This is a genomic window from Gaiella occulta (genome assembly GCF_003351045.1).
GTDB classification, from domain to species: domain Bacteria; phylum Actinomycetota; class Thermoleophilia; order Gaiellales; family Gaiellaceae; genus Gaiella; species Gaiella occulta.
Window position 1 is genome coordinate 336,896 of record NZ_QQZY01000003.1, and the last position, 23,295, is coordinate 360,190.

Here is a 23,295-nt window from a genome sequence, read left to right on the forward strand (position 1 = left end):
AGTCCTGCGTCGATGCGACTGGTCATCGCGGCCTTCGCCGCCCTCGCCGTGCTCGTCACCGGATCGGCGGCCTTCGCAGGCGGATCGGCCGGAATCCTGTGGAACGGCTCGTTCGCCTCCGGCGTCGCCTCGTGGACGGACGTCCAGGCGAAGGACGGCGGGTTCACGATCGTGCCCGCGCCCGCGGGCCGGGCCGGCATGGCCGGACGGTTCGTGGTGCGACCCGGTGACGTGCCGATCGCTGCTTCGGGCGAGCGCGCCGAGGTGCTCAAGCAAACGGGTGAGCAAGCCGGCACGGTCTCGTTCTGGGCGTGGTCCGTCTACTTCGCTCCCGGCTCGTCGTCGAGCCCCGGCACCTCGTGGAACGTCTTCACGCAGTGGCACCAGTCGGGCCCGACCGGGGTGCAACCGCTTTCCTTCGAGATCACGAACGAGAGAGGGCGCGAATGGCTGCGGCTCCGCGTCTGGGGCGGAAACGCGGACAATCCCGTGCGGCGGGCATGGCGGCTGGCGCCGCTCGAGCGTGGACGCTGGTACGACTTCGCACTCGAGGTCGACTGGGCGCCTGACCAGTCCGGACGGGTCGCCGTCTGGCTCGACGGCCGCCAGGTCGTGCCGGAGACGCAGACACCAACCCTGTACACGGGACAGTCCGTGTATCTCAAGCAGGGGTTCTATCGCGCTCCTTCGAACGTCACGAGCGAGCTGTACATCGCCGGGACTCGACGCGGCGCATCGCTCCAGGACATCGGCATCACGCCCGTCAAGAAGGCGACGAAGGCGCCTTCGCGGCCCGCTCGCGCCACGGCCGCGCCGGCGAGCAAGGTGCGGCCCGCGATCGTCGGCCTGCCGAAGCAGGGCACGGTCATCAGATCGTCACTCGGTATCTGGTCGAAGAAGCCGACTCGCTACGCCTACCAGTGGCAGTGGAGCACCGACCGCGGCGCCACGTGGATGAACGTGAAGGGCGCCGTTCGGCGAACGTTCGACGTCAGTGCGACCTTCGTGGGAGCCAGCGTGCGAGTGGTCGTGACAGCCTCGAATGCGGCGGGGTCGACCCGTGCGGCCAGCAGGCCGGTCTCGCCGACGGCCTGAACCCGGGACTTGCGCCGTGCTCGAAATCCGGGTTCTCTACGTCTAGGCGGTCGACCTCCAGGGCGATCGTCACATTCCCCGTGAAGGCGACCTGAGTGACCACCTCGAGAAACGAACCGCCGGGCGCAGACGCCGCTCCGGCCGACGAGGCGCCCGAGGGCGAAGGCGCCGCCCCGCCGTCGGCCGGGCACGCCGAGCAGAAGGAGATCGACCGCAGGATCATGCGGGGCTCCGCGTGGATCGCGCTGAGCTACGGCGGCAGGCAGGCGCTGACGCTGATCTCGATGCTGGCACTCGTCCGCATCCTCGATCCGAAGGCGTTCGGGCTGATGGCGCTCGCGACGACGATGCTCCTCGTGCTCGAGGCCGTGCACGAGTCGGGGCTCGCCTCGGCCCTCGTCTATCTCCGCTCGGACATCGAGCGCGCCGCCGGCACTGCTCTGGTCGTCTCGATACTCTCGTCGGTCGTCCTCTACGGCGCCTGCTTCCTCGTGGCTCCGCTGCTGGCGGACGTCTTCCATGCTTCGACGCTCACCGACGTCCTCAGGGTGCTCTCGCTCATCGTCATCTTCCGCGCGTTCGCAATCGTGCCCGGGGCGATTCTCGAACGCGAGCTCAACTTCCGGGGCCGAGGTGCCGCCGAGCTGCTCGCCGCGTTCCTCCAGGCCACCGTCGCGATCGGTCTCGCGCTCGCCGGCGCCGGCGTCTGGAGCCTCGTCGTCGGCAACCTCGTGGCGGCCGCCACCACCGCCCTCGTCGTCTGGCTGATCATCCCCTGGCGCCCCTCCCCTCGGAAGGCCCAGTGGGGGGCGCTGCGACAGCTGTGGCGGTACAGCTGGTTCATGTCGGGCGCGAACATCCTCGTGCTCGCGAACAACACGATCGACAACGTCATCGTCGGCCGGATGCTCGGCGCCGCCCAGCTCGGCTACTACACCGTCACCTATCGCGTTGCGACCATGCCGGACGACGTGATCGGATACATCGTGGGGCGCGTGATGTTCCCCGTGTACTCGCGGCTGAACGAGGACAAGCAGGAGTTCGGCCGTGTCTACGTCCAGAACCTCCAGCGCATCGCGCTCCTTTCGCTGCCGGCGAGCGTCGGGGTAATCGTCGCAGCGGAGCCGATCGTGCTGGGGCTGCTCGGCGCGAAGTGGTTGGCGGTCGTGACGCCGCTGCGCATCCTGGCGTCCTACGCGCTCGTGCGGGCAATCGTCGCCCCTACCGGAGAGGTGTTCAAGGGCGCCGGCAAGCCCTACCTGCTCACCGCCTTCAGCGCCCTGCACCTCTCGCTGTCGACCCTGTGCCTGCTGGTCCTCGTTCCGCGCTACCGGCTGAACGGTGCAGCCATCGGCATGCTCGCCCCGATGGTCGCCGTCGGCGTCGGGGTGTTCATCGTCGGGTTGCGGTTGCTCCAGGTCGAGCTCCCAAAGGTCGTGAGAGCACTCCTGCCCTCCTACGTCTGTGCCGGCATCCTCGCGCTGGCATTGCTGGCGCTCCTTCCCGTCGCGGGCACGCTGTCGCCCGCGATCGGGCTCGTGATGCTCGTCGCCGCGGGGATCTGCGTGTACGTCGCCAGTACCGCCGTCTTCGCACGGAGCGTCGTCGTCCCGATGTGGGCGGGGTTGCGTCGTGCCTGAGGGGCGCACGCGATTCGCCGTCTGGCGACGGCGGGCCCTGGGTGTGCTCGCGGTCGTGGCTGTCACAGGGCTGGGAGCCGCGGCAGCCGGGGCCGGCGGCTCGGCAGCGCGGGGAGGGACGACATCGCGGGCGGGGGCCGCGCCACCGGCTGCCAGCTGGCTGTTCTCGTCGTCCGAGATCGTGCGGATACGTGCCAACGTCAGGACGAAGCCGTGGTCGAAGCTTGCCTGGCAGCAAACGCTGAAGAACGCCGACTCGGCGCTGTCGGCGTCACCACACCCGGCGGATCCCAGACGCGACTACCGCGACCGGGGCGACCCCTCGTGCCCCGACGGTGCCGTCGGCTGGTACTGCGGCCTCTATCTTCCCGGTCTAGAGGACGGGCGCCACGCCCGGAATCTCGCGATGGCCTACACCGTCACCGGGAACCGCGCCTACGCGCTCAAGTCGAAGGAGTTCCTCCTCGCATGGGCGCGAACGTACTCTCCGCTGCCCGCGACGTCGATGATCGGCCACTACATCGCCGAGGTCGGCGGGATCACGTTGAAGAGCTTCCAGGCGTACGCGCTCGTCCAGGACGTCTTCTCACCTGCCGAGCGGCAGGTGTTCACGCGGTGGGCCGCCGCGTTCGTCGACCGCGGCAAGCGGCAGGCGGACGCGGCACGCGACGAGCCCTGGGTGCCGCAGGCCCCGTGGGGCAACTCCGCGACCTGGGCGCGGTCGATGGCGGTTCTGGCCGCGGCGGTCGTGGGCGGGCGGACGCTCCGACAGACGCTCGACTGGAACTGGGCGCACACCACCACGCGCGGGAAGGACTACGGCTGGAAGGCCCTGATCGAGGGCGTCATGTATCCCGGCGGCAAGATGGTCGAGGAAGATGTTCGCCAGTCCGTGTTCTACGCGCTCTTCACCCTGCAGCCGCTGATGCTGATCGCGGACGTCGCCCAGCACGTCGGGTATCGACACAACCTGTGGACGTTCCGCCCGGTGCCGACGAAGGGCATCCTCGCCGCGATCGCGTACTACGCGCCGTACCTGCAGGGCCGGGTCTCCGGTTACCCCGCCTACACCGAACCGACGGGCCGCACCCCCGCTGACATCGCGGCCGCGAACCGGAGCGTGCTCGAGAACGCGGCGAACGACGTCCCGGGCTCGGCGCTTCTGCGGCGCATCGTCGCCTACGGCGGCCCCGGCGTCCGCGGCACGAACGATGACCCGTACATCGTCGGGTACAACGCGGTCACGGCGGGCATCGGCGACGCGCTCGCGCGCGCGTCTCGCTAGCTAACAGTCGCCACTGGCTTGCCGCGCGAAAATCGTTCAAGCTGGAAGCGACCGCGTCACGTAGGCTCCCGCGAGGTTTGGGTTTGCCCGACAACGAATCGATGCTCAGGATCATCTCGGGCTGGCCGAGGGTGGCCGACCGACTCGCGTACCGGCTCCCCGCCGACCGGCGCGCGCGGGTGCTTCGGCGCCTGCGGGAGCGGGAGTTCAATCGCTTCGTCGAGCGGCGGATCGGGCCGAGCTATCGCCCGGTGCCGCTCGGGCCCGTGCCTGCGCCGGAGCTCGTCGGGCAGACGTCGGCGATGCTCCCGGAGGACGCCGCCGTCGCGGCGGCGCCGGACGAGTACTTCGGCGGCGCCTATCTCGGCGTGCTGCTGTTCCTCAACCTGCTCGAGCGGAACGGCTTCAACCTGCGCAACGTCGGCTCGGTGTTCGAGCTCGGCTGCGGCTCGGGCAAGCTCATCCGGCTCTTCCGCTGCATCGGCGGCGCTCGGCTCGTGGGGTCGGACGTCAACCCGGCGCAGATCGAGTGGGCGCAGGCGCACGTGCCGGGCGTCGAGTTCCACGTCAACGAGCTCGCGCCGCCGCTGGCGTTCGCGGCCGGTGACGAGTTCGACCTCGCATACGCGGCATCGGTGTTCACCCACATCCCGCTCGACGCGCAGGAGGGCTGGATCGCGGAGATCGCGCGGGTTGTCCGCCCCGGCGGCTACTTCCTGTGCACGCTCGCCGGCAACGCCCACGCCGCTCGGCAGCTCTCCACCAAGCAGCGCGAGCAGCTCGAGCGGGACGGGAGCTTCACGCTCTCACCGGACGACGAGGGCGCCTCCTACGCGACGCAGCAGACGCAGCAGTGTGACGTGTTCCAGACACGGCGCGCCGTCATCGACGCGTTCGCGCCCTACTGGGAGATCCGCGACTACGTCACCGACCCGACCGGCCAGGACAACCTCGTCCTGCGCAAGCCGCGCGGCTGACGGTCAGGCGGCCGAGCGCTCCGGCATCGGCTCCAGGCGGCGGACGGCGTCGCGCGCCGAACGCGACGTCGTGGGCGAGAACGCAGACCGCTCGGGCGCCTGCAGGCGAGCAGGGTCGACGAAGAGCTGAAGCCACCGCTCGATGATGAACGCGCGCCAGAGCTCGGCCGCGTGATTCTCCCCGCCCCGATGCGCCTCGAGCTGGGCGCGGAGAGCGGCCTGGTCGAAGTAGGGCCGGGATGCGAGCTGCTCGGACGAGAACGCATCGTCCATCAACTCGCCGAGCCGTCCCCGCATCCAGTGGGACTCGTCGGTCGCGAAGCCCTGCTTGCGCTTGCGGTCGACGACCTCTCCCGGGAGCAGGGAACGCACCGCTTCGCGGAGCGTCCACTTCGTGTAGCCCTGCCGCACGTGGTCTTCGGGCTCGAACGCCAAGCCGCACTCGATGACGCGGTAGTCGAGGAACGGGTTCCGCGACTCGAGCGCAACTGCCATCGTGTTGCGGTCGAGCTGGTGGTTGTACATCGGGAGCGGCTGTGTCATGAGCCCGTAGAGATGGTGGTCGGCGAGGCTCCGGTCGGGTAGTGGAGGCGCTGAAGGGCTCCGCAGCCACGCCGGCGGTCGTCGTGCGCGAATGCGGGCGGGGAGGAAGACCTTGATCGCCTCCTTGACGGAGTGCAGCAGTGGCGCTCCCTGGACGCTGCTGCGGAAGCGCGCCTCTCTGATCGCACGCCCGAAACGGCCCCGTGTGAGCGACGTGTAGAAGAGCCCCGGGTACAGCAGGTACTCGTAGCCGGCGAGCGCCTCGTCGCCTCCCTGTCCGTCGAGCAGCACGGTGACCCCGCTCGCGCGAGCGAGGGTGGAGAGCTTCCAGTGGCCGTAGACCGCAGCGCTGTGGAACGGCTCGTCCATGTGCCACAGGACATGGTCGAGGTTGGAGAGCAGGTCTTCCTCCCGGGGGTAGAAGTCGGTGTTCGGCGCTCCGGTCATCTCCAGCACCCGCTCGATGTACGGCCACTCGTCGATGCGTGGGTCGTCGCACCGCGACGAAAAAGTCTGTGCCGGCTCCAGGCCGTCCTTGCGCCGGAGCATCGTCGCGATCGCGGTCACGGCCGACGAATCGAGCCCGCCGGACACCGTCGTCCCGACCGGAACGTCGCTGCGCAACCTGAGCGCGACAGCGTCGACGAGTCGCTCGCGGAGCGCGTCGACCGGCGTCGTGCCTGCGAGATCGGCCGGCGCGGGCTCGTACCAGCGCGTCGGCTCGGGGACGTTGCGTCCCTGCCCGACCACGAGGAAGCTCCCTGCTGGGAGCTGGTAGATCCCTTCGAACATCGTCTCCGACGTGTGGTCGGTGATTCCGAAGGCGAGGAAGTCGGTGACGCGGGCATCGTTCGGCTTGCGCGGCACGGCCTCGTCCACGAACAGCGCCTTGATCTCCGAGGCGAACCGGAAGCGGTCGTCGACGACCGTGTAGTACATCGGTTTGACGCCGAAGCGGTCGCGGGCGCAGAAGAGCTCTTGCCGCTCGCGGTCCCAGACGGCGAACGCGAACATGCCGTTGAGGCGCTTCAGCGAGTCGGCGCCCCACTGCGCGTACGCGGCGAGCAGCACCTCCGTGTCGCAGGTCGTGTGGAACACGTGGCCGAGCCCCTCCAGGTCGGCCGTCAGCTCCTTGAAGTTGTAGATCTCGCCGTTGAACGTGATCCACAACCGTTCGTCGGGGGTCGACATCGGCTGATGTCCGGCGGTCGAGAGGTCCAGGATCGAGAGCCGACGATGACCGAGGACTGCGGGAGGCGAGACGAGCATGCCCGCGTCGTCCGGCCCGCGGTGCGAGAGCATGTCCGTCATCTGCGCGACGACCTCCTCGTCGGGCGGCCTGTTCCCGCGAAGGTCGAAGCTACCGGCGATGCCGCACATCGTGTCCCCCCGATCCTCGCTGTTCGCCACCCGAACGTAGCTGAATCCGGCCTCTGCCGGAGCACCGCTTCCGTCCCGGAGGCGCCGGTAGTGTGTGCGTGGTGACCGCAGCGAATGTTGCCATATGAGAATCTGCATCGTCACGATCGCGGGCTACGTACACGGTATCGGCGGCATGCAGCGACACACGTCGGATCTCGCGCGTGGGCTCGCCGAGGCGGGGCACGACGTCGAGGTGATCACGAACCGCCATCCCGACGGTATCAACGAGGAACGGCACGAGGGCGCTCTCTGGCGCTTCGCCGACTCCAACGGCAACCAGGTCGACCCCGCCTGGCATCGCGCGTCCTACGAGACGTTCTGCAAGGCGCACGCCGAGCGCCCCTTCGACATCGTCCACAGCGAGTCCACATGCGCCCTCGGCCTCGTGCGCAAGGGCGTTCACCACGAGGTTCCGATCGCGGTCAAATACCACGGCAACTTCGTGGGCCTCGCGAGGGCGCATGTGCGCCGGGCCATTCGCCGGCACACGCCGAAGGCCGTGGCTCAGGAGGCGCGCTCCTTCCTCTGGCTCTGCAATCAGCATTTCCCCCGCGGCAACTGGTGGCGCTTCCACGGTTTCGAGTCGATGGTGCCCTCGCGCCAGCAGGTCCGCGACCAGCGCCTCTCCCACTTCATTCCCCGCTCGCGGATACACGTCGTGCCGAACGGCGTCGACACCGCGATCTTCCATCCGCGCGAGCGCGCTGAGACCAGGGCCGCGCTCGGGCTCGGCCCGGAGCCGATCGTGCTCGCGCTCGGACGCTTGAACCGGGAGAAGGGCCATCACACGGCGCTCGCGGCGCTCGCGGAACTCGATCCCCCGGCGCGGCTCGTGATCGTCGGCGACGGTGAGGATCGTGGCCGGCTCGAGAAGCTTGCCGGCTCGCTCGGTGTCGCCGACCGGGTCACGTTCGCCGGCGGACAGCCGCCCGACACCGTTGCGCGCTACCTGGCGGCGTCCGACGCATTCGTCTTCCCGACCGAACGCGACGAGGGTGCGCCGATGGTTCTCGTCGAGGCGATGGCCTCGGGCGTCCCGGTCGTCGCGACCAACATCGAGCAGATCGCCGAGGTCGTGGATCGCGACGGCGAGAACGGGTTCCTCGTTCGTACCGCCGATGTCGCCGGGATGGTCGCGGCGCTGCGGACGATCATCTCGGATCCCGAGCGCGGTCGCGTGGTCGGCGAGCGGGGGCGGGAGCGCGTGCTCGCCGATTACACCCTGGAGCGCATGATCGAGCGATGTGTCGAGGTCTACGAGATCGCGATCGCCCGGCACCTCGCCTCGATCGGGCTCGGCAGCGCCTCCGAGGTGTAGCTTCCGGGCCGCTACAACCGCGGCAGCATGCACCCTGCGCCGGCCCTAGCTGCCCTGAGGCGTGGTACTGCGTCGGTGGCGGCCCTGTCTACCCACGAAGATCTCGTCGACCATGGCGCGTCGATAGCGCCTCGTCCACACGCCCAGGAACCCGGCGTAGCACTTCGCCTTCTCGACGGGGTCGAGCCGGGCGTGGTGGATCGACCGGAGGTGCTCGACGAAGAGCCGCCAGAACTCGCGCCCTGTCGCGTTCTTGCTCGAACCGGGCTCGAACCACTCGGCGGCCTCGGTCGCACTCGGGTTGGCCTTCCGCGACATCGCCTCGTGCTCGCGACGGAAGAAGAGGAACTCCGGGATCTCCCAGAACTCGCCGAAGAGGGCGAACTCGGCCATCATCACGTAGTCCGCAGACGGGAACTTGTCGAGCAGCCGTGACCGCGCGAGTGCCGTGCGGCGGATCAGCCCGAACGAGGCGTTGGCCATGACGATATTGCCGACGAGCAGCCTGAGGCGCTCGTGCGGCGTTTTCGCCCGGATGTCGAGGTTGTCGTCGTAGTCCCGCACGACGTTCCCGTCGCCGTCGATGATCCGCGTGCGAGGGTAGACGAGCGCGACACCGGCAGGAGCTGCGTCGAGCACCTCGACACAGCGCTCGATGTAGGTCGGCGCGAGCAGGTCGTCGTGCGTCGCCCACTTGAAGTACGGCCCCGACGTCTGCTGCACGACGTTCCGGTAGTTCCACGACGCGCCCCGGTTCGTATCCGCGCGCAAGTAGCGGATCCGCCCGTCCCTGGCCGCGAACTCGCGGCAGATCGCCTCCGTGCCGTCCGTGGAGCCGTTGTCCGAGATCACGAACTCGATGTCCTCGTACGTCTGGGCGAGGAGCGACTCCAGGGAGGCCGCAAGGAATTGTGCGCCGTTGTACACGGGGATGCCGATGCTCACCTTGGCCGCAGGAGGGCCGTTCGCGGTCTGCGCCGCCGAGCCCACGGCGCCCATCAAACGGCCAGGAGCCGTGCGCTCACGCCCATGGCATCGAGATCCGCCTGGATCTCCTCGAGATAGATCGGGTTCATGGCGATCACGAGCTCCGGACGGTACTCGCTCAGGAACCGCGGGGCCACGATCTCGTGACCGGTGCCGGGCATGAACTTGCCGTGCTTGTGCGGGTTGATGTCGACGACGAACTCGATCTCGTCCTGGATCCCGAGCGTCGTCAGGAACGAGACACCCTTCGACCCGGATCCCCACACGACGACGCGCCCCCCGCGTGCCCTGACCTCGCCGATCTCAGCGCGCCAGCGCTCCTCGACCGACTCGAAGCGCCGGCGGAACCCGGCGACGGCCTCTGCGACCTCGTCGGGCGATTCCTCGAGCGGCAGCGGCTCGCCCTGGCCGCTTCCCGGCACGGCTTCGATCAGGATGTACTGGTCGTCGTAGTCGAGCTCGAGCGCGGTCACGTCGAACCCCGTAGCGCGGAACAGCCGCGCCAACGAGCCGGGCGTGAAGTACGTGCAGTGCTCGTAGTAGATGTCCCAGAACGCGCACTCGTCGAGAACCCGCCTCACGTCCGGCAGCTCGAACAGGACGGCCGTGCCCGGCCGGCCCTCGAGCGAGCGTCGGATGATCCGCATGAAATCGGCGACGGGGTGGATGTGCTCGAGGGTGTGGCGGCAGATGACGGCGTCGCCGCTGAGGTGGCCGTACTTCTCCGAGTAGAGATCCCGGATCAGCTCGACCCGGTCGGCGGCCGGGCTCTCGATGCGCTCGAGCACGATCGCCGGGTCGATCCCGACGCCGTGGCCGACGCCGAGCTCGCACATGAGGAGGAGGAACTCCGCCTTGCCGCACCCGATCTCGAGCACGTCCTTGCCTGCGAGGGCGTGCCCGTCGATCCAGCGCTGGGCCAGCTCCTTCATGAACGCTCGGAACCGCGGCGAGAACCCCTGGGTTTCCTCGTAGCTCACGAAGTAGCTCTGCTTCTCGGGCTCGTACGTCGTGTTCGTGATGAAGCCGCACACCGCGCAGAAGCCGAGGCGCAGGTCGCCGCGCGTGAAGGTCTCCGCTTGCTCGCGCGTGTCCATCAGCCGGCAGCTGTGCACGGGTATGCCGCGGTGTTCGTGCACGATCGCGAGGCCCTGCGCCCCGCAGGCCGGGCACGTCGCGGCTGGGTCGGTGGCGACCTCGTCGAGCAGGCTTCTGACGGGCGACGAGCTCATACGATCTCGGGCGTCGGGACTGGCACGATGAAGCGGCCGCCGCGCCGGCGGTATTCCGCCTGCTGCTCGAGGATCTCGTCCTTGTAGTTCCAGGCGAGCAGCAGCAGGTAGTCGGGCATCGTCTCGAGCAGCATCGCCGGATCGTGGATCGGCAGGTGTGTCCCGGGCATGTAAAGGCCGTGCTTGTGGACGTTGCGGTCGACGACGTAGTCGACGAGATCCGTGCCGATGCCGACGTAGTTGACGAGTGTCGACCCCTTTGCCGCCGCGCCGTAGGCGGCGATCGTCTTGCCGTCGGCTCGAAGCGATCCGAGCAGACCTCGTAGGGCCTCGCGGATGCCCTCGACCTGGCGGCCGAACTCACGGTAGTACCCGAACCCGGTGAGCCCGGTGTCGGCTTCGTCCTCCAGGAAGGCGCGGGCCGACGCCTCGACTGCCGGCGTCGCGCCGATCCACCATCGCAGAGTTCCTCCCTGGAGCGCCGGGAAGTGCTCGACCGCGTTGAGCGAGAGGCCGTGGCGCCGCATCAGTGCGTCGACGGCGGCACAAGAGAAGTAACAGAAGTGCTCGTGGTAGATCGTGTCGAACTCGCAGTGGTCGATCATGTCCTTGACGTAGGTGTTCTCGATCGTGACCACGCCGTCGTCGGCGAGAAGGACAGAGAGGCCTTCGGCGAAGCTGTTGAGCGTCGGCGTGTGGGCCATCACGTTGTTGGCGATGATCACGTCGGCGCGCTTCCCCTCGGCGCGGAGGCGCCGCGCCAGGCCGGCATCGAAGAACTCGGTCAGGGTGGGGACGCCGATCCTCTCCGCCTCGACCGCCTGGGTCGGCGCCGGATCGATCCCGAGCACGGGGATGCCGTGCTCGACGAAGTTCCGCAGGAGATACCCGTCGTTCGAGGCGATCTCGACGACGAGGCTGTTCTCGTCGAGCTTTCGCTCCTCGATCAGGCGGAGGGCATGCTCGCGCGAGTGGCGGAGGAGGCCTTCCGAGAACGACGAGAAGTAGAGGTAGTTGTCGACGAAGAGAGCCTCTGGGTGCACCTCTTCGAGGATCTGCACCAGCGAGCAGGCAGGGCAGAACGCCACGTCGAGCGGATACCGCGGCTCGGGCCCGCTCAGCTGATCCTCGCGCAGCAGGGCGTCCGGGAGCGGGACGTCGCCGAGCTCGAGGAATACCTCGAGATCGGCCTCGCCGCACGACCTGCAGCGGGCACCGAGCGCCGTCGTGCCGGCGCGCTCCGTGTCCGCGACCTCCTCAGGCACCGGTCGTCTGCAGCGCGTCGGAGGCGACGCGGCGCAGGCCGGCGTCGATCATCCCCGCATCCTGCAGCTCCCTGACGTGCTTGATGCGGAGGAACCGCGAGGACTCGAAGTCCTCCAGCGTGAGGCCGTTGCGCATGTAGGCGTCGAAGAGCTCCTGCACGCCCCGGCGCACCGTCCATTCGGGCCTGAACTCCGGGACCAGCGACGGCAGCCGGTCGCAGTTGACGCGGTAGCAGCGCAGGTCCGGCCCGCCGCCTTCGGCGTAGTGGACGCGGCTGTTGGGAACGATCTCCTCGACGATCGCCGCCACCTCGCTGATCCGGTAGTTCTCGGACGTGACACCGACGTTGAAGGCCTCGTTGTGGATCACGTCGCGCGGTGCGTTGAGCACGGCGAGGAACGCCCGGCTGATGTCCTCGATGTGGACGAGCGGCCGCCACGGCGTCCCGTCGCTCTTGATCAGGACGTCTCCCGTCGTCAGCGCGTAGCCCACCAGGTTGTTGACGACGAGGTCGCCGCGCAGCCGGGGCGAGACGCCGAACGCGGTCGCGTTGCGCAGGTACGTCGGCGAGAAGTCGTCGTCGGCGAGGGCCGCCATTCCCTGCTCCGCCAGGATCTTCGACTCCCCGTAGGCCGTCACGGGGCTGAACTCGGCGGTCTCGTCGAGGAACTCGTCTCCGGCCTTCCCGTAGAGGCTGCAAGACGACGAGAAGATGAAGCGCGGAACCCCGGCCGCTTTCGCCTGCGCGGCAAGATGGACGGCACCGCGGTGGTTGATGTCGTAGGTCGTCTCGGGGTTCAGATCTCCGACCGGGTCGTTCGAGATCGCCGCGAGATGCATGACCGCGTCGAACCCCTCGAGGTCGGCGGCCTTGACGTCACGGATGTCCATCCGCAGCGAGGGAGGATCTACGACGACCGGACCGTAGGTGCATTCCTCGTACAGGTAGCTGTCGAGGCCCACGACGTCGTGTCCTGCCCGTTGCAGCATCGGAACGAGCACCGTGCCGATGTAGCCGTCGTGCCCTGTGACGAGGATTCTCACGCTTCGCTCCTTAGCTCCAGGTTTTCCATAACGCTCGACCGCTTTCCCACATCTCGTCGAGCAAGATCTTGTCTCTCAGCGTATCCATGCACTGCCAGAAGTCGAGGTGCCGGTACGCCATCAGCTGCCCCTCGCGCGCAAGGCGCTCGAGCGGCTCGAGCTCGAAGCGCGTGTCGTCGCCATCGATGTAGTCGAGCACTTCGGGCTCGAGCACGAAGAACGCGCCGTTGATCCATCCTTCGCCTATCTGCGGCTTCTCGGAGAACTCGACGATCTTGTCCTCCTCGAGCTCGAGATGGCCGAAGCGCGCAGGCGGGCGCACCGCCGTGAGCGTCGCCAGCTTGCCGTGCGCACGGTGGAACGCGAGCAGCTTGTCGAGGTCGACGTTCGAGACCCCGTCACCCCAGGTCAGCATGAACGTCTCGTTGCCCACATGCTCTGCTAGCCGCTTGATCCTGCCGCCGGTCTGCGTTCTCTGCCCTGTGTCGACAAGACTGAGTGTCCAGTCCTCGTCGTTGCCGTTGTCGGTCTGCAGGCGTTGAACCGTGCCCTCTCTCAGCGAGATCGTGAGGTCGGAGGCCAGGCTCGAGTAGTCGACGAAGTAGCGCTTGACGTACTCGCCCCGGTACCCCAGCGCGATCACGAAGTCCTTGTGCCCGTAATGGGCGTAGTGCTTGAGGATGTGCCAGAGGATGGGCCGTCCTCCGATCTCGACCATCGGCTTCGGCTTGGCGACGGTCTCCTCCGAGAGGCGGCTACCCGTCCCTCCTGCCAAGATCGCAACCTTCATCGTCCATCCGCTCCTCGTGACTCGTAGGGCGCCGGCAGGCCCCGCTGCCGGGCCGTTGCAGCCCGGGCTGAACACGGATTTGCCGAGGCGCACCTCTCCTTCTCGACTGCCACTCGTCCCAACAGCTCTCCGCGCCTTGCGTGACGCCGGGGAGCGCCGATGTCAGGAGTCCGGCCGGAACACCAGCTCGCCAGAGCGAGCCTCCTCGTCGTCGTACCGGGCAACTAGCTCTTCGGGCAGGTCGGCGAGATCGCTCGCGCGCTTGAAGTCGCGGAGCGATGTCCCCTTCGGCTCGGAGTCGACGTTGGGCGCGCCGCCCATCGTCTCGACCTCGTCGAGATGGACTGTCCGGAAGTCGATGCTGTACCGCGTCCGGCCCGTCGTATTGGGCACGGTCGAGTGCATGTGCGCGGCTGCGAACAGGACGATGCCGCCCGCCGGGGGGACGAACCGGATCTGCGGCTCGAGCTCCATCGGCTCCTCGGGCTTCGGCTGCTTCCGGCTGTCCGACGTGATGTGCTTGGCGGCGTCCTTCCGGCCCGTGGAGTTCCACTCGTAGTAGTTGAACTCGCTGGAGCCGTTCTTGACCGGCTTCGACCAATACGCGGGATGGAACGCCATCGAGCTCTCCGAGTCGATGTCGTAGATCGGCAACCACCAGTTGAGCTGGCACAGGGGCGCCGAATACCACGTGTCGCGATGGGGGTGATGGGCATAGCCGACTCCCGACGTCAGGTACCCGTCGCTCGTCACCATGCGGAGTCGCGGGACGTCCTGATAGGTGCGCTCGAGATCGCAACCGAAGTCCTCGAGCACCGCGCGCACCAGCTTCTTCGTCGTGTCGTTGTGGATGAAGGCCGGCTTCAGCGGCTGGCAGATCTCGACGTAGCGCTCGACCGGCATGTGGTACTGCGCCACCAGGGGGTCGACGCCGTCGAAAGCGTCCTCGATCATCGCCCGCGCGTGGTCGACGAGCGCAAGCGAGCTCGGACGGGGGCCGAAGACGAAGATCTGACCGTCGAAGAGCTGTCTCCTGCGGTCGTTGTCGCTCGCGCTGCTATCGAGATACGCGGTATTCAAGGCATCCTCCACTGTTTGGGCAACACGCGTCTCGCTCTCAGTAATAGCGAGGATCAGCTTAGCGTCAAGGGTGACCAGGAGTCACCGGTCGGCGTTTCGGCGTGAAGCACGTCCGGCGATGTCGAGTCGAAGAGGCGTGCGAAGGGGCGTCTCGAATGGATTCAGCCTCGGCGACGAATGCATGGCACGCGCCTCGAGCCGTGTCGGGAGCGTCGGGAGGGCGCTTCCGGTCGCACCGCTCACGCAGTCCTCGAGTGCTGCCGATGGGGAATCCATGCAGTTGCGAGATCGACACCGAGAAGCCATTCCCAAGACGGGCATTCTCGACTACCGTGCGGGGCAGAGCATCTCCGACATCTGTTGTACGGAGGGTGGCGGCGGTGTCGGCAGGATGACGCCGCGGAGCCCGGCGGTGCAGACGATGGCGAAGCGATTCGAGTGGGGCCCGGGGACTTCGGGCGGGGGAAGGGGTGAGAGGCAATGTCGGTGATGGATCGTCGTGCAGGCGCGGCGGGCAACGCTCCTCCCCGAGGCCCGTCCCTCCACGGCCCCGGAGAGGGAGTGCTGCCGCTCGCGCTGCGGAAGCGGCACCACTGGAAGGTCGTGCGCCTGCTCGTGCTGAACGACGTCCTCGCGATTCTCCTCGCGACGACGGTCGCCGTGGCGGCGGTCAACCCGGCCGAGCCGGTACCGCCGCTGGGCTGGGTTCTCGTGACGCTGTTCTTCACTCTCGTCCTGTTCGCGATCCAGCGACTGTACGAGCGCGATCGTCGTAACATCAGCGTTTCCACACTCGACGAGGTGCGGGACATCCTGACGTCGCTGGGGCTCGTCGGTTTCGCGACGTTTTCGCTGGCGCTCGGCTTCGACGCCGGTGGGATCCTTCCGCCGCACCCGCTCAGCGTCGTGTTCTTCTGGCTCGCGGGCATCGTCTTGATCCCGTGTGGACGCGCTGCGCTGCGGCACCGGGTGATCCCCTTCTCGACGGATTCGCAGAGGACGCTCGTCGTCGGTGCCGGCCGTGTGGGGCAGGCGATCGTGCGCAAGATCCGCAAGAACCCCCAGTACAACGTCGAGGTGATCGGCTTTCTCGACGACGACCCGGCGGTGCTCGACCCGGACGTCGCGGACGTGCCGGTGCTGGGGGCGGAGAAGGACCTCGTCGAGACGATCGTCGGGCAGAACATCAGCCGTGTCGTCCTCGCCTTCTCCCGGTCGACGCACGAGGACGTCCTCGAGGTCGTGCGCAACGCCGGCCTGCGCGACGTCCACATCTCGATCGTGCCGCGCTACTTCGACATCATCGCGGCGAACGTCGGCATCGCCGACGTCGAAGGCATCTCCGTTCTCGAGCTTCCGGTCGCCGGTCTCTCGCGGCTCGCCCGCGCCACCAAGCGCGGATTCGATCTCGTGATCACCGTGCCGAGCCTGATCCTCCTCTCGCCGCTCCTGCTCGCGATCGCGGCGGCGATCAAGCTCGAAACGCGAGGCCCTGCTCTGTTCCGCCAGGCCAGAACGGGCCGCGGCGACGAGCAGTTCGAGATCCTCAAGTTCCGCACGATGGTCGTCGGCGCGGAGCAGATGCGCGACGACCTCCTCGGCGAGAACGAGTCGCGTGGCCCGCTGTTCAAGATCCGCGACGACCCGCGCGTGACGCGGGTCGGGCTCATGCTGCGGCGAACATCCCTGGACGAGCTGCCGCAGCTCCTGAACGTGTTGCGGGGGCAGATGAGCCTCGTCGGCCCGCGGCCGTTCGTGACCTACGAGGACGACAAGATCGACGGGTGGGCGCGGCGGAGGCTGGACATCACCCCCGGGATGACCGGCCTCTGGCAGGTGCTCGGGCGCAACGACATCGACTACGACGAGATGGTGAAGCTCGACTATCTCTACGTCACGAACTGGTCGTTGTGGTGGGACACCAAGCTGCTCTTGCGCACGGTCCCGGTCGTGTTCAAGCGGCGCGGCTACTGAGGGGAAACCCCGTGTGGTCAGGCGGCCGCCTCCTGGAGGGTGACGGTGTGCCCGTGCACCCGGCGCGGCCTCTTCGGCAACAGCGGCTCGACCTGCTGCCACAACCCATCCGACACGATCCACGGCGGCACCCGCATCGACATCTCCCCCCGAGCTTGACGACAGATGCCGACGGACTTCGCCCCGCGGAGCGGATCCCTTCATTCAGTTGGAGGTTCAAAGTGTCGCGAGCGACCCCGGGATGCCCGCGTCCGCGTCCCGGTGCGAACCCCGCCGACACCCGTAGAGTCCCTGCCGAGGGCCGGCGGGGCCGGCCGCCCGCTGCCTCGGAGCGGCCATGGCGCCGACACGCGAGGGCGTCACGTCGAGCGAGCTCCCGCACGCGGCGGGTTGGCGGCGCCGGGAGAGGGCTTCATCTGCCTCGACGTCGTGTGGCCTGCGCGCCGGGCCCGCTCGTGACGCCGTAGCACCCAGGTGACCGCCGCGATCACGTCGTCGACGTCGTCGTCGGTCAGCGACGGCCCGAGCGGAAGCGAGATCGTCCGCTCCGAGATCCAGGTCGCGTTCGCGAGCGAGGCGCCGTCGTCCGGGAGGCGGTCACGGTAGTAGGGGTGCAGGTGCAGCGCCCGGTAGTGGATCCCGGTTCCGATTCCGAGCTCGTGCAGCTCCCGCTGGACACGATCGCGGCCGATGTCGAGGTGGTCGAGGTCGAGGAGCAGCGTGTAGAGGTGCCGCGCGTGCCGGGTCCCGGGTCGGACCGGGGCCGGGGTCGCCGCCGGAAGGTCCACGAACGCGTCGTCGTAGCGGGCCCAGATCTCGTTCCGGCGCTCGAGACTCCGCTCGACCCGGGCCAGCTGGTGCAGGCCGAGCGCGGCCTGGATGTCCGTCATGTTGTACTTGAACCCCGGCTCTTCCACCTCGTAGTGCTTGAAGCCGTCGTCGGAGAACCGCTTCCAGGCGTCGGCGCTGAGGCCATGCAGGGCGAGGCGCCGCGCGCGCGCCGCGGCGTCGGGATCGTGCGTGAGGAGCATCCCGCCCTCGGCGGTGACGACGTTCTTGGTGACGTAGAAGCTGAAGGCCGAGAAGGCGCCGAAGGTGCCCGCGTGGCGACCGCCGACGGTCGTCTCGATCGCGTGTGCGCAGTCCTCGATCACCGTGAGGCCGTGTGCGTCTGCGACGGCGAAGATCGCGTCGATGTCGAACGGGCGGCCGGCGAAATGGACAGCGATCACCGCCCGCGTGCGCGGCGTGATGCGCCGTTCGATGTCGGTGGGCGAAAGGCACATGGTGTCGCGGTCGACGTCGGCGATCACCGGCACGCCGCCTGCGTGGACGACCACGTTCGCCGTCGCAGCGAACGTCATGGCGGGGACGATCACCTCGTCTCCGGGAGCGATCCGAGCGCCGAGCAGTGCGAGGTGCAGCGCGGCGGTGCACGAGCTCACGGCGACTGCGTGCGCGGCGCCCGTGTAGAGCCGGAACTGCTCTTCGAAGCGGGAAGCGCGGGGTCCCGCGCCGATCCACCGCGAGCGCAGCACGGAAACGACCTCGTCGATGTCCTCGTCGAGGATCTCCGGCTGGCCGAAGACCAGGTACTCGGAGCGCCGTGGGGTGGCGTCAGCATGTGGCTCATACTTGCTCACAAGGCGGCGCTCGGGGCGGCCGAGGTGTTCGGGAGGGCATGTCCGGCGGGCTGTTGACGCACTCTCAGCGGCACCGGCCGCCGCGTACGTCGCAGCGCTGCCCGCTCGTAGACGTCGAGCAGCTCCGCATACGCGACCTCGGCGTCGAAGCGGTGCGCGTCGGCTGCGGCGTGGGCGCCGATCGCCGCGCGCGTGGCCGGATCGGCCAGCGGCCCGTCGAGCAGCGATGCGATCTCGCCCGGATCGCCGTCTCGGGACACGACATAGCCCGTTCTCCCATTCGTGATCGCCTCGTTCGAACCCGTGTACTCGCTCGCGAGCACGGCGCGGCCGGCGGCCATGCCCTCGATCACCGGGATCGCCCAGCTGTCCTGCCGGCTGATGACGGCCAGGACATCGCACGCCGCATACCAGGCGGGAAGCTCCTCGAACGGCTTCCGGCCGAGGAAGCGAACCCGATCGGCGACACCGGTCGATCGGGCCTGCTCGACGTAGCGACCCGGATCGTCGCCGCCGATGACCCACAGCTCCGCCCGAGCCGACGATCTGCCGAGCGCTTCGATCAGCCGTGCGACGCCCTTGCGCTCGAACTCGTCTCCGACCGACAGGATTACCGTGGTCTCGTCGGCCGTGCCCTCCTGCCGGCGGATGCGCGAGCGGGCGGCGCCGTCGTGGCGGAAGGCCGCGATGTCAATGCCGTACGGGATCACCTCCACCAGCTCGGCCGGGATGTCGTGCCAGCGGGCCAGGTCGTCCTTGACGCGCTGCGACGGGCAGATCACGAGCGGGGCCGGCGAGCGATAGAGCGTCTTCTCGATGCCGGCCGCGACACGCACCTGAGGCCTGAACAGGAGAGGGCTCAGGCGCTTGCGCAGCCCTGCCGCCGGCTCGACGTTCTCGAAGTAGTGCTCGACCTCGGCGGAGCGGACGGCGTGAGCGGTGACCACGTCGGCCCACAGGCAGGCGAACCCTTCGGCGTGGACGACGTCGAAGGAGGGCGACGCGTTCTGGAGTGCCCGGGTCGCCCTCCGGGCGAAGGTCGCGCACTCGACTGCGTAGCTGATCCGGCCGCTGCCCGTGAGCACCGGCTCGACGTCGAGGAAGCGGACGGGGGCGCTCGTCTGCACGCGGCGCTTCGTGGAGCACACCGCGGTGACGTCGACGTCATGGCTCAGGCGTTCGATGTCCCGCACGAACAGCGACGCGATCGATCCCGACCGCGCGAACGTGCGGTAGACGCGCGCCACCCTCAGACGTTCGGATGACCGTGCCGACAACGGTTGTGCAGACGACTCCATGGAAGCCACAGGAATACTCACTTTACGTAGCCCCCCGGATCCGTACCCCCTCGATCGAGGGATGTTTACCAGGTGATGACGCCTTGAAGACGCGCACGTCGACATCGTCGTGCAGCCCTCGGCGTTCGGTCGCCTCCTGCCCGCCGTAGACGCGGCGATCGTCGCTCGCGTGGGCGCTCGAGGGATCGCGTGGCGGCATCTGCCGTCGGAGCTCGGGTCGGGCCCGGCGAGACTTGCCGGCGTCGCCTCGACGAGTGGCAGGCGGCCGGCGTGTGGGACAAGCTGCACGAGCTGCTGCTGGCGCGGCTGCAACAGGCCGGCGAGATCGAGGTGAAGCTCGACTATCTCTACGTCACGAACTGGTCGTTGTGGTGGGACACCAAGCTGCTCTTGCGCACGGTCCCGGTCGTGTTCAAGCGGCGCGGCTACTAGCGGCTGGACGTCGATCGCTGCGCGCAACGCCTGTCCATGAGCAGGCGGCCGGCGGCGTCGGGAGCACGTCCCGACGGCGGACGTTTGCGAGCCGCGACGATCTCCTCGAGATCCTGCTCGACGCGCCGGCCGTGCTCTCTCCATGTGAATCGGAGGGCGGTGTCGCGGCAGCGCGGCGCCATCGCACGACGGAGCTCGGGGTCGCTGACGACACGGTCGACGGTGTCGGCGAGCCGCCGAACATCGAGGGGCTCGGGGAGCACGAAGCCGTCCACCCCATGCTCGATCGCGCTTGCGGAGCCTGCCGCGTCGCTCACGATCGGCGTGATGCCGCAGGCCATCGCCTCCATCACCGTGACTCCCCAGATGTCCGCTCGGGTGGGGAGGACGAAGGCGTCCGCGGCCCGGTAGAACCGCCAGGAATCGGCAGTGGCACCGACGAAGTGCACACGCTCGCGCACCCCACACCCGAGCGCGATGTCCTCGAAGCGGTGCTGTGCGGCGTTGCTCCCGACGACGACGAGCTCGAACCGCGTCCGGGACGCCGCGGCTGCGAGGATCGCGCGATCCAATCCCTTGCGCTGGAAGTCGTGACCGCAGAAGAGGACGAGCGGACGGCCGTCGGCGGGAAGTCCGACGGCGCGTCTCGCCGCGAGCCGGTCGCCGGGGAAGAACTCCTCGGCATTGATCCCCGGGGGGACGACCCGGATCCTTTCCTCGTCGATGCCGTAGAAGCGGATCAGGTGATCGCGCACGACGGGTGCGTCCGTGTGGAAGCGCGCGACGCGAGGATTGCGTATCGCCAGGCGCTCGATCGCGTAGCGGGCAGCGTTCCCGGGATGGCGTAGCCGGCTTGCGAGCCAGCGGGCGCTCGAGTATCCCCCGAGCTCTGCCTCACCCCGCTGGATGCCGGGAAGGTGGAGCACGTCGGCGACCCACGTGCTCGGCGCGCGGGCATGGACGACGTCGTACGCGGCGCCGTCGAGCATCGCGGCGGCCGCCCTCGCGAAGGTTCGCAGCTCGCGGGCGGACGGCCCGGAGCCGCCGGCGATCGTGCGCACGGGTACGTCGTGGAACGTGCAGTCGGGTGCCAGCCCACGCTCGGTGCCGGCTGCGCTCGAGTACACGTTCACGTCGTGTCCGCGGCCGGCGAGGTAGCGGGCAAGCTCGACATGGAATCTCGGCAGGCTGCCGCCGAGATTGAAGCTGCGGTAGACGAGCGCGACGCGCACGTCAGGCGTCGCCGCCCGCGAGGACGTGGCGACGGACCCGGAGCGGTTCGATCACGCGACGCTTCTCGACGGCATTGCCTCGTCGCCGAGCGCCTCGCTCAGGGAGGTGGGCGGCGCGAGCGTGACCTGGTCGACGTTGGTGCGGAGCCACAGCTCGAGAGAGGCCAGCGTGAACAGCGCCAGCTCGCGCTCGACCATCGAGGTCTCCCCGCGCACGAGGGCGGTGACGGCTTCGGGACGGAGGATCCCGCGCTCGAGTGCCCGCTCGGAGAGCAGCAGGCGCTCCAGCAGCCGGTTCCCGTCGCCGACGAGCAGTCCCGCGATCGGGACGGGGAACCCGCGCTTCGGCGCATCGAGCAGCTCCGCGGGCAGGAGGTCGTGAACGGCAGCGCGGAAGAGCGTCTTTCCCGTGCGCCAGCCGAAGCGATCGGTCGCCGGGACCCTGCTGACGCGTTCGACGAGCGCGCGATCGAGGAGCGGGACGCGGCCCTCCAGCGATGCCGACATCAGGACCTTGTCGGCACGCAGGAGCATGTTGTCGGGAAGGTAGGTGAAGTAGTCGCCGAGCAGCATCCGGCGGCCTGCGTCGATCGACGAATACGGTGCGAGCTTGCGCGCGAGCGGCTCGGTCAGGCGGTCGGGCGCGGCCGTCTGCGCGAATTCGGGCGCGAGCATCGATCCGATCTCGGGTGCCGCGAACGAGCGGAACCATGATGCCCAGCGAAGCTGCTCGGGCTCGATCGCGAGCGTCTCGGCGGCTCTCCCGAGCCGCCGATGGGTGCGTCTGCGCGGTCCCACCTGCGCCAGGCGGGCGAGCACCGAGGTGGGGATCGGGCCGCGCAGGCGGAGGAGGCGCTCGGCCCGGTACTTCGGATAGCCCCCGAAGAGCTCGTCGCCGCCGTCGCCGCCGAGGGCGACCTTGACGTGCCGTCCCGCGAACTCGGCGAGCAGCAGCAGAGGGATCTCGGACGGCTCTGCGATCGGCTCGTCGCGGTACCAGGCGAGCCGGGGAAGCGCCTCGAGGAACGACGCGCTGTCGACGACGACCTCGTGATGCCGTGCGCCGTGCCGCTCGGCGGCGAGGCGGGCGAGGGCGCGCTCGTCGTACAGCGCGTCGGCGAACCCGATCGTGAACGTGTCGATGCCTTCCGCGCCCGCCTCCCGAGCGAGCCCGAGGACAGCCGTGGAGTCGAGCCCGCCGCTGAGGAGGACGCCGAGCGGCACGTCGCTCATCAGCCTCTTGCGCACCGCCTCGCGTAGGAGCTCACGGAGGTCGCCGGGATGCAACGGCTCCTCGTCCTCGACGTCGAGCGTCCAGTACGCCCGGCGCTCGGCCCGCGAGCCGTCGAACACGAGCACGGTTCCCGGCTCGAGCCGCTCGACGCCGCGGAACAGCGTGCGCGGCGAGACCGTGTATCGCTGCAAGAGGTACTCGGCGACGGCCCGCTGGTCGATCTCCGGTCGTGCATCCGTGACGAGCAGCACGGAGCGCGCGTCGGAGCCGAACGCGATCCCCGCCGGGGTGTCCATGACGTAGAGCGGCTTCTTGCCCGACCTGTCGCGTGCGAGCACGAGGCGCCCGTCCCTGTCGTCCCACAACGCGAACGCGAACATCCCGTCGAGACGTGCGAGCAGGCCTTCTCCCCATTGTTCCCAGCCGTGTACGAGCACCTCCGTGTCACAGCGCGTGCGGAAGCGGTGCCCGCTCGCCTCGAGCTCGCCGCGGAGCGCCTCGTGGTTCCAGATCTCTCCGTTGAAGACGGTCAGCACGGTGCCGTCTTCGTTGGCCAGGGGTTGTGCGCCGCCTTCGACGTCGATGATGCTCAGCCGGGTGTGGCCGAGCGCGACGCGCGCGTCGAGGTGGACGCCGGAGCCGTCGGGGCCCCGGTGGCGCAGCGCGGCCACGGCCCGGTCGAACGCCTCGGCCGGGGGCAGAGCGGAGCCGGCCATGGCAGCCATGCCGACGATGCCGCACATGGTCTCGTCAGCCCATCGTCATCGGGAGATCCGGCTCAGGCGTCGCGGGCATCGTCACAA

18 protein-coding genes and 1 pseudogene are annotated in these 23,295 nt (G+C 68.8%); 8 read left to right on the forward strand and 11 right to left on the reverse strand.

All coding sequences use genetic code 11. The features are described from left to right. The first annotated feature begins 12 nt into the window (after positions 1-12). From Gocc_RS16130 to Gocc_RS08680, 4 genes are all read left to right on the forward strand, one after another. On the forward strand, positions 13-1,095 hold the full coding sequence (locus Gocc_RS16130) for a polysaccharide lyase family 20 protein (RefSeq protein ID WP_181813488.1): 1,083 nt from the start codon (positions 13-15) through the stop codon (positions 1,093-1,095). 95 nt (positions 1,096-1,190) lie between these two features. After that, positions 1,191-2,735, forward strand: coding sequence for a lipopolysaccharide biosynthesis protein (locus Gocc_RS08670; protein WP_114796124.1), 1,545 nt, complete (start codon positions 1,191-1,193; stop codon positions 2,733-2,735). Between the two features lie 181 nt (positions 2,736-2,916). After that, positions 2,917-4,020 carry an alginate lyase family protein gene (locus Gocc_RS08675; RefSeq protein WP_147281226.1) on the forward strand — a complete coding sequence of 368 codons (1,104 nt, stop codon included), beginning with the start codon at positions 2,917-2,919 and terminating at the stop codon, positions 4,018-4,020. A 101-nt stretch (positions 4,021-4,121) separates the two neighbouring features. Continuing rightward, complete coding sequence (locus Gocc_RS08680) at positions 4,122-4,997, forward strand: class I SAM-dependent methyltransferase (protein WP_147281227.1); 876 nt, start codon at positions 4,122-4,124, stop codon at positions 4,995-4,997. Between the two features lie 3 nt (positions 4,998-5,000). Here Gocc_RS08680 and asnB (Gocc_RS08685) read toward each other — a convergent pair whose 3' ends face one another. Then, positions 5,001-6,920 carry an asparagine synthase (glutamine-hydrolyzing) gene (gene asnB, locus Gocc_RS08685; RefSeq protein WP_181813489.1) on the reverse strand — a complete coding sequence of 640 codons (1,920 nt, stop codon included), beginning with the start codon at positions 6,918-6,920 and terminating at the stop codon, positions 5,001-5,003. A gap of 124 nt (positions 6,921-7,044) precedes the next feature. On the opposite strand from asnB (Gocc_RS08685), the gene Gocc_RS08690 reads away from it, so the two are divergent. Continuing rightward, positions 7,045-8,280, forward strand: coding sequence for a glycosyltransferase family 4 protein (locus Gocc_RS08690; protein ID WP_114796128.1), 1,236 nt, complete (start codon positions 7,045-7,047; stop codon positions 8,278-8,280). Between the two features lie 45 nt (positions 8,281-8,325). On the opposite strand, the gene Gocc_RS08695 is transcribed toward Gocc_RS08690, so the two are convergent. The 6 genes from Gocc_RS08695 to Gocc_RS08715 all read right to left on the reverse strand — a co-directional run bounded on the left by Gocc_RS08695 (position 8,326) and on the right by Gocc_RS08715 (position 14,553). Continuing rightward, positions 8,326-9,270 (reverse strand): glycosyltransferase family 2 protein, encoded by a 945-nt coding sequence (locus tag Gocc_RS08695; RefSeq protein WP_181813490.1) that lies wholly within the window; start codon positions 9,268-9,270, stop codon positions 8,326-8,328. Positions 9,271-9,278: 8 nt separating this feature from the next. Next, on the reverse strand, positions 9,279-10,499 hold the full coding sequence (locus Gocc_RS08700; protein WP_114796130.1) for a class I SAM-dependent methyltransferase: 1,221 nt from the start codon (positions 10,497-10,499) through the stop codon (positions 9,279-9,281). Continuing rightward, positions 10,496-11,764 (reverse strand): class I SAM-dependent methyltransferase, encoded by a 1,269-nt coding sequence (locus Gocc_RS16135; RefSeq protein WP_181813491.1) that lies wholly within the window; start codon positions 11,762-11,764, stop codon positions 10,496-10,498. The genes Gocc_RS08700 and Gocc_RS16135 overlap by 4 nt, the downstream gene beginning before the upstream one ends. Then, entirely contained in the window at positions 11,757-12,809 is a 1,053-nt protein-coding gene (locus Gocc_RS16140; RefSeq protein ID WP_181813492.1) for an NAD-dependent epimerase/dehydratase family protein, read from the reverse strand. Before Gocc_RS16140 ends, Gocc_RS16135 begins: the two co-directional genes overlap by 8 nt. A 10-nt stretch (positions 12,810-12,819) precedes the next feature. Then, positions 12,820-13,599, reverse strand: coding sequence for a glucose-1-phosphate cytidylyltransferase (gene rfbF, locus Gocc_RS08710; protein WP_114796131.1), 780 nt, complete (start codon positions 13,597-13,599; stop codon positions 12,820-12,822). Positions 13,600-13,761: 162 nt separating this feature from the next. Next, on the reverse strand, positions 13,762-14,553 hold the full coding sequence (locus Gocc_RS08715; RefSeq protein ID WP_220150533.1) for a hypothetical protein: 792 nt from the start codon (positions 14,551-14,553) through the stop codon (positions 13,762-13,764). 9 nt (positions 14,554-14,562) lie between these two features. Here Gocc_RS08715 and Gocc_RS16565 point away from each other — a divergent pair, with 9 nt between their 5' ends. Next, entirely contained in the window at positions 14,563-14,784 is a 222-nt protein-coding gene (locus Gocc_RS16565) for a hypothetical protein (RefSeq protein ID WP_220150534.1), read from the forward strand. Between the two features lie 384 nt (positions 14,785-15,168). Beyond that, entirely contained in the window at positions 15,169-16,653 is a 1,485-nt protein-coding gene (locus Gocc_RS08720; protein WP_181813493.1) for a sugar transferase, read from the forward strand. Between the two features lie 359 nt (positions 16,654-17,012). On the opposite strand, the gene Gocc_RS08725 is transcribed toward Gocc_RS08720, so the two are convergent. Together Gocc_RS08725 and Gocc_RS08730 are read right to left on the reverse strand one after the other, a co-directional pair. Continuing rightward, complete coding sequence (locus Gocc_RS08725; RefSeq protein ID WP_114796134.1) at positions 17,013-18,296, reverse strand: DegT/DnrJ/EryC1/StrS family aminotransferase; 1,284 nt, start codon at positions 18,294-18,296, stop codon at positions 17,013-17,015. Beyond that, positions 18,293-19,543 carry a glycosyltransferase family 4 protein gene (locus tag Gocc_RS08730; protein WP_181813494.1) on the reverse strand — a complete coding sequence of 417 codons (1,251 nt, stop codon included), beginning with the start codon at positions 19,541-19,543 and terminating at the stop codon, positions 18,293-18,295. The genes Gocc_RS08725 and Gocc_RS08730 overlap by 4 nt, the downstream gene beginning before the upstream one ends. A gap of 232 nt (positions 19,544-19,775) precedes the next feature. Here Gocc_RS08730 and Gocc_RS16720 point away from each other — a divergent pair. After that, positions 19,776-19,924 (forward strand): annotated as a pseudogene (locus tag Gocc_RS16720) (transposase); the annotation flags it as partial. Positions 19,925-20,022: 98 nt separating this feature from the next. On the opposite strand, the gene Gocc_RS08740 reads toward Gocc_RS16720, so the two are convergent. Together Gocc_RS08740 and asnB (Gocc_RS08745) are read right to left on the reverse strand one after the other, a co-directional pair. Then, complete coding sequence (locus Gocc_RS08740) at positions 20,023-21,258, reverse strand: glycosyltransferase family 4 protein (protein ID WP_114796137.1); 1,236 nt, start codon at positions 21,256-21,258, stop codon at positions 20,023-20,025. Between the two features lie 51 nt (positions 21,259-21,309). Then, the gene (gene asnB / locus Gocc_RS08745; RefSeq protein WP_114796138.1) at positions 21,310-23,235 is read right to left on the reverse strand and encodes an asparagine synthase (glutamine-hydrolyzing); all 1,926 of its coding nucleotides are present in this window, start codon (positions 23,233-23,235) and stop codon (positions 21,310-21,312) included. Between the last annotated feature and the right edge of the window lie 60 nt (positions 23,236-23,295).

Coding starts and splice junctions, on each gene's coding strand:
- Gocc_RS16130 (WP_181813488.1), top strand. CDS start 13: ATGCGACTGGTCATCGCGGCCTTCGCCGCCCTCGCCGTGCTCGTCACC.
- Gocc_RS08680 (WP_147281227.1), top strand. CDS start 4,122: ATGCTCAGGATCATCTCGGGCTGGCCGAGGGTGGCCGACCGACTCGCG.
- asnB (WP_181813489.1), bottom strand. CDS start 6,920: ATGTGCGGCATCGCCGGTAGCTTCGACCTTCGCGGGAACAGGCCGCCC.
- Gocc_RS08690 (WP_114796128.1), top strand. CDS start 7,045: ATGAGAATCTGCATCGTCACGATCGCGGGCTACGTACACGGTATCGGC.
- Gocc_RS08700 (WP_114796130.1), bottom strand. CDS start 10,499: ATGAGCTCGTCGCCCGTCAGAAGCCTGCTCGACGAGGTCGCCACCGAC.
- rfbF (WP_114796131.1), bottom strand. CDS start 13,599: ATGAAGGTTGCGATCTTGGCAGGAGGGACGGGTAGCCGCCTCTCGGAG.
- Gocc_RS08715 (WP_220150533.1), bottom strand. CDS start 14,553: ATGATCGAGGACGCTTTCGACGGCGTCGACCCCCTGGTGGCGCAGTAC.
- Gocc_RS08720 (WP_181813493.1), top strand. CDS start 15,169: ATGGATCGTCGTGCAGGCGCGGCGGGCAACGCTCCTCCCCGAGGCCCG.
- asnB (WP_114796138.1), bottom strand. CDS start 23,235: ATGTGCGGCATCGTCGGCATGGCTGCCATGGCCGGCTCCGCTCTGCCC.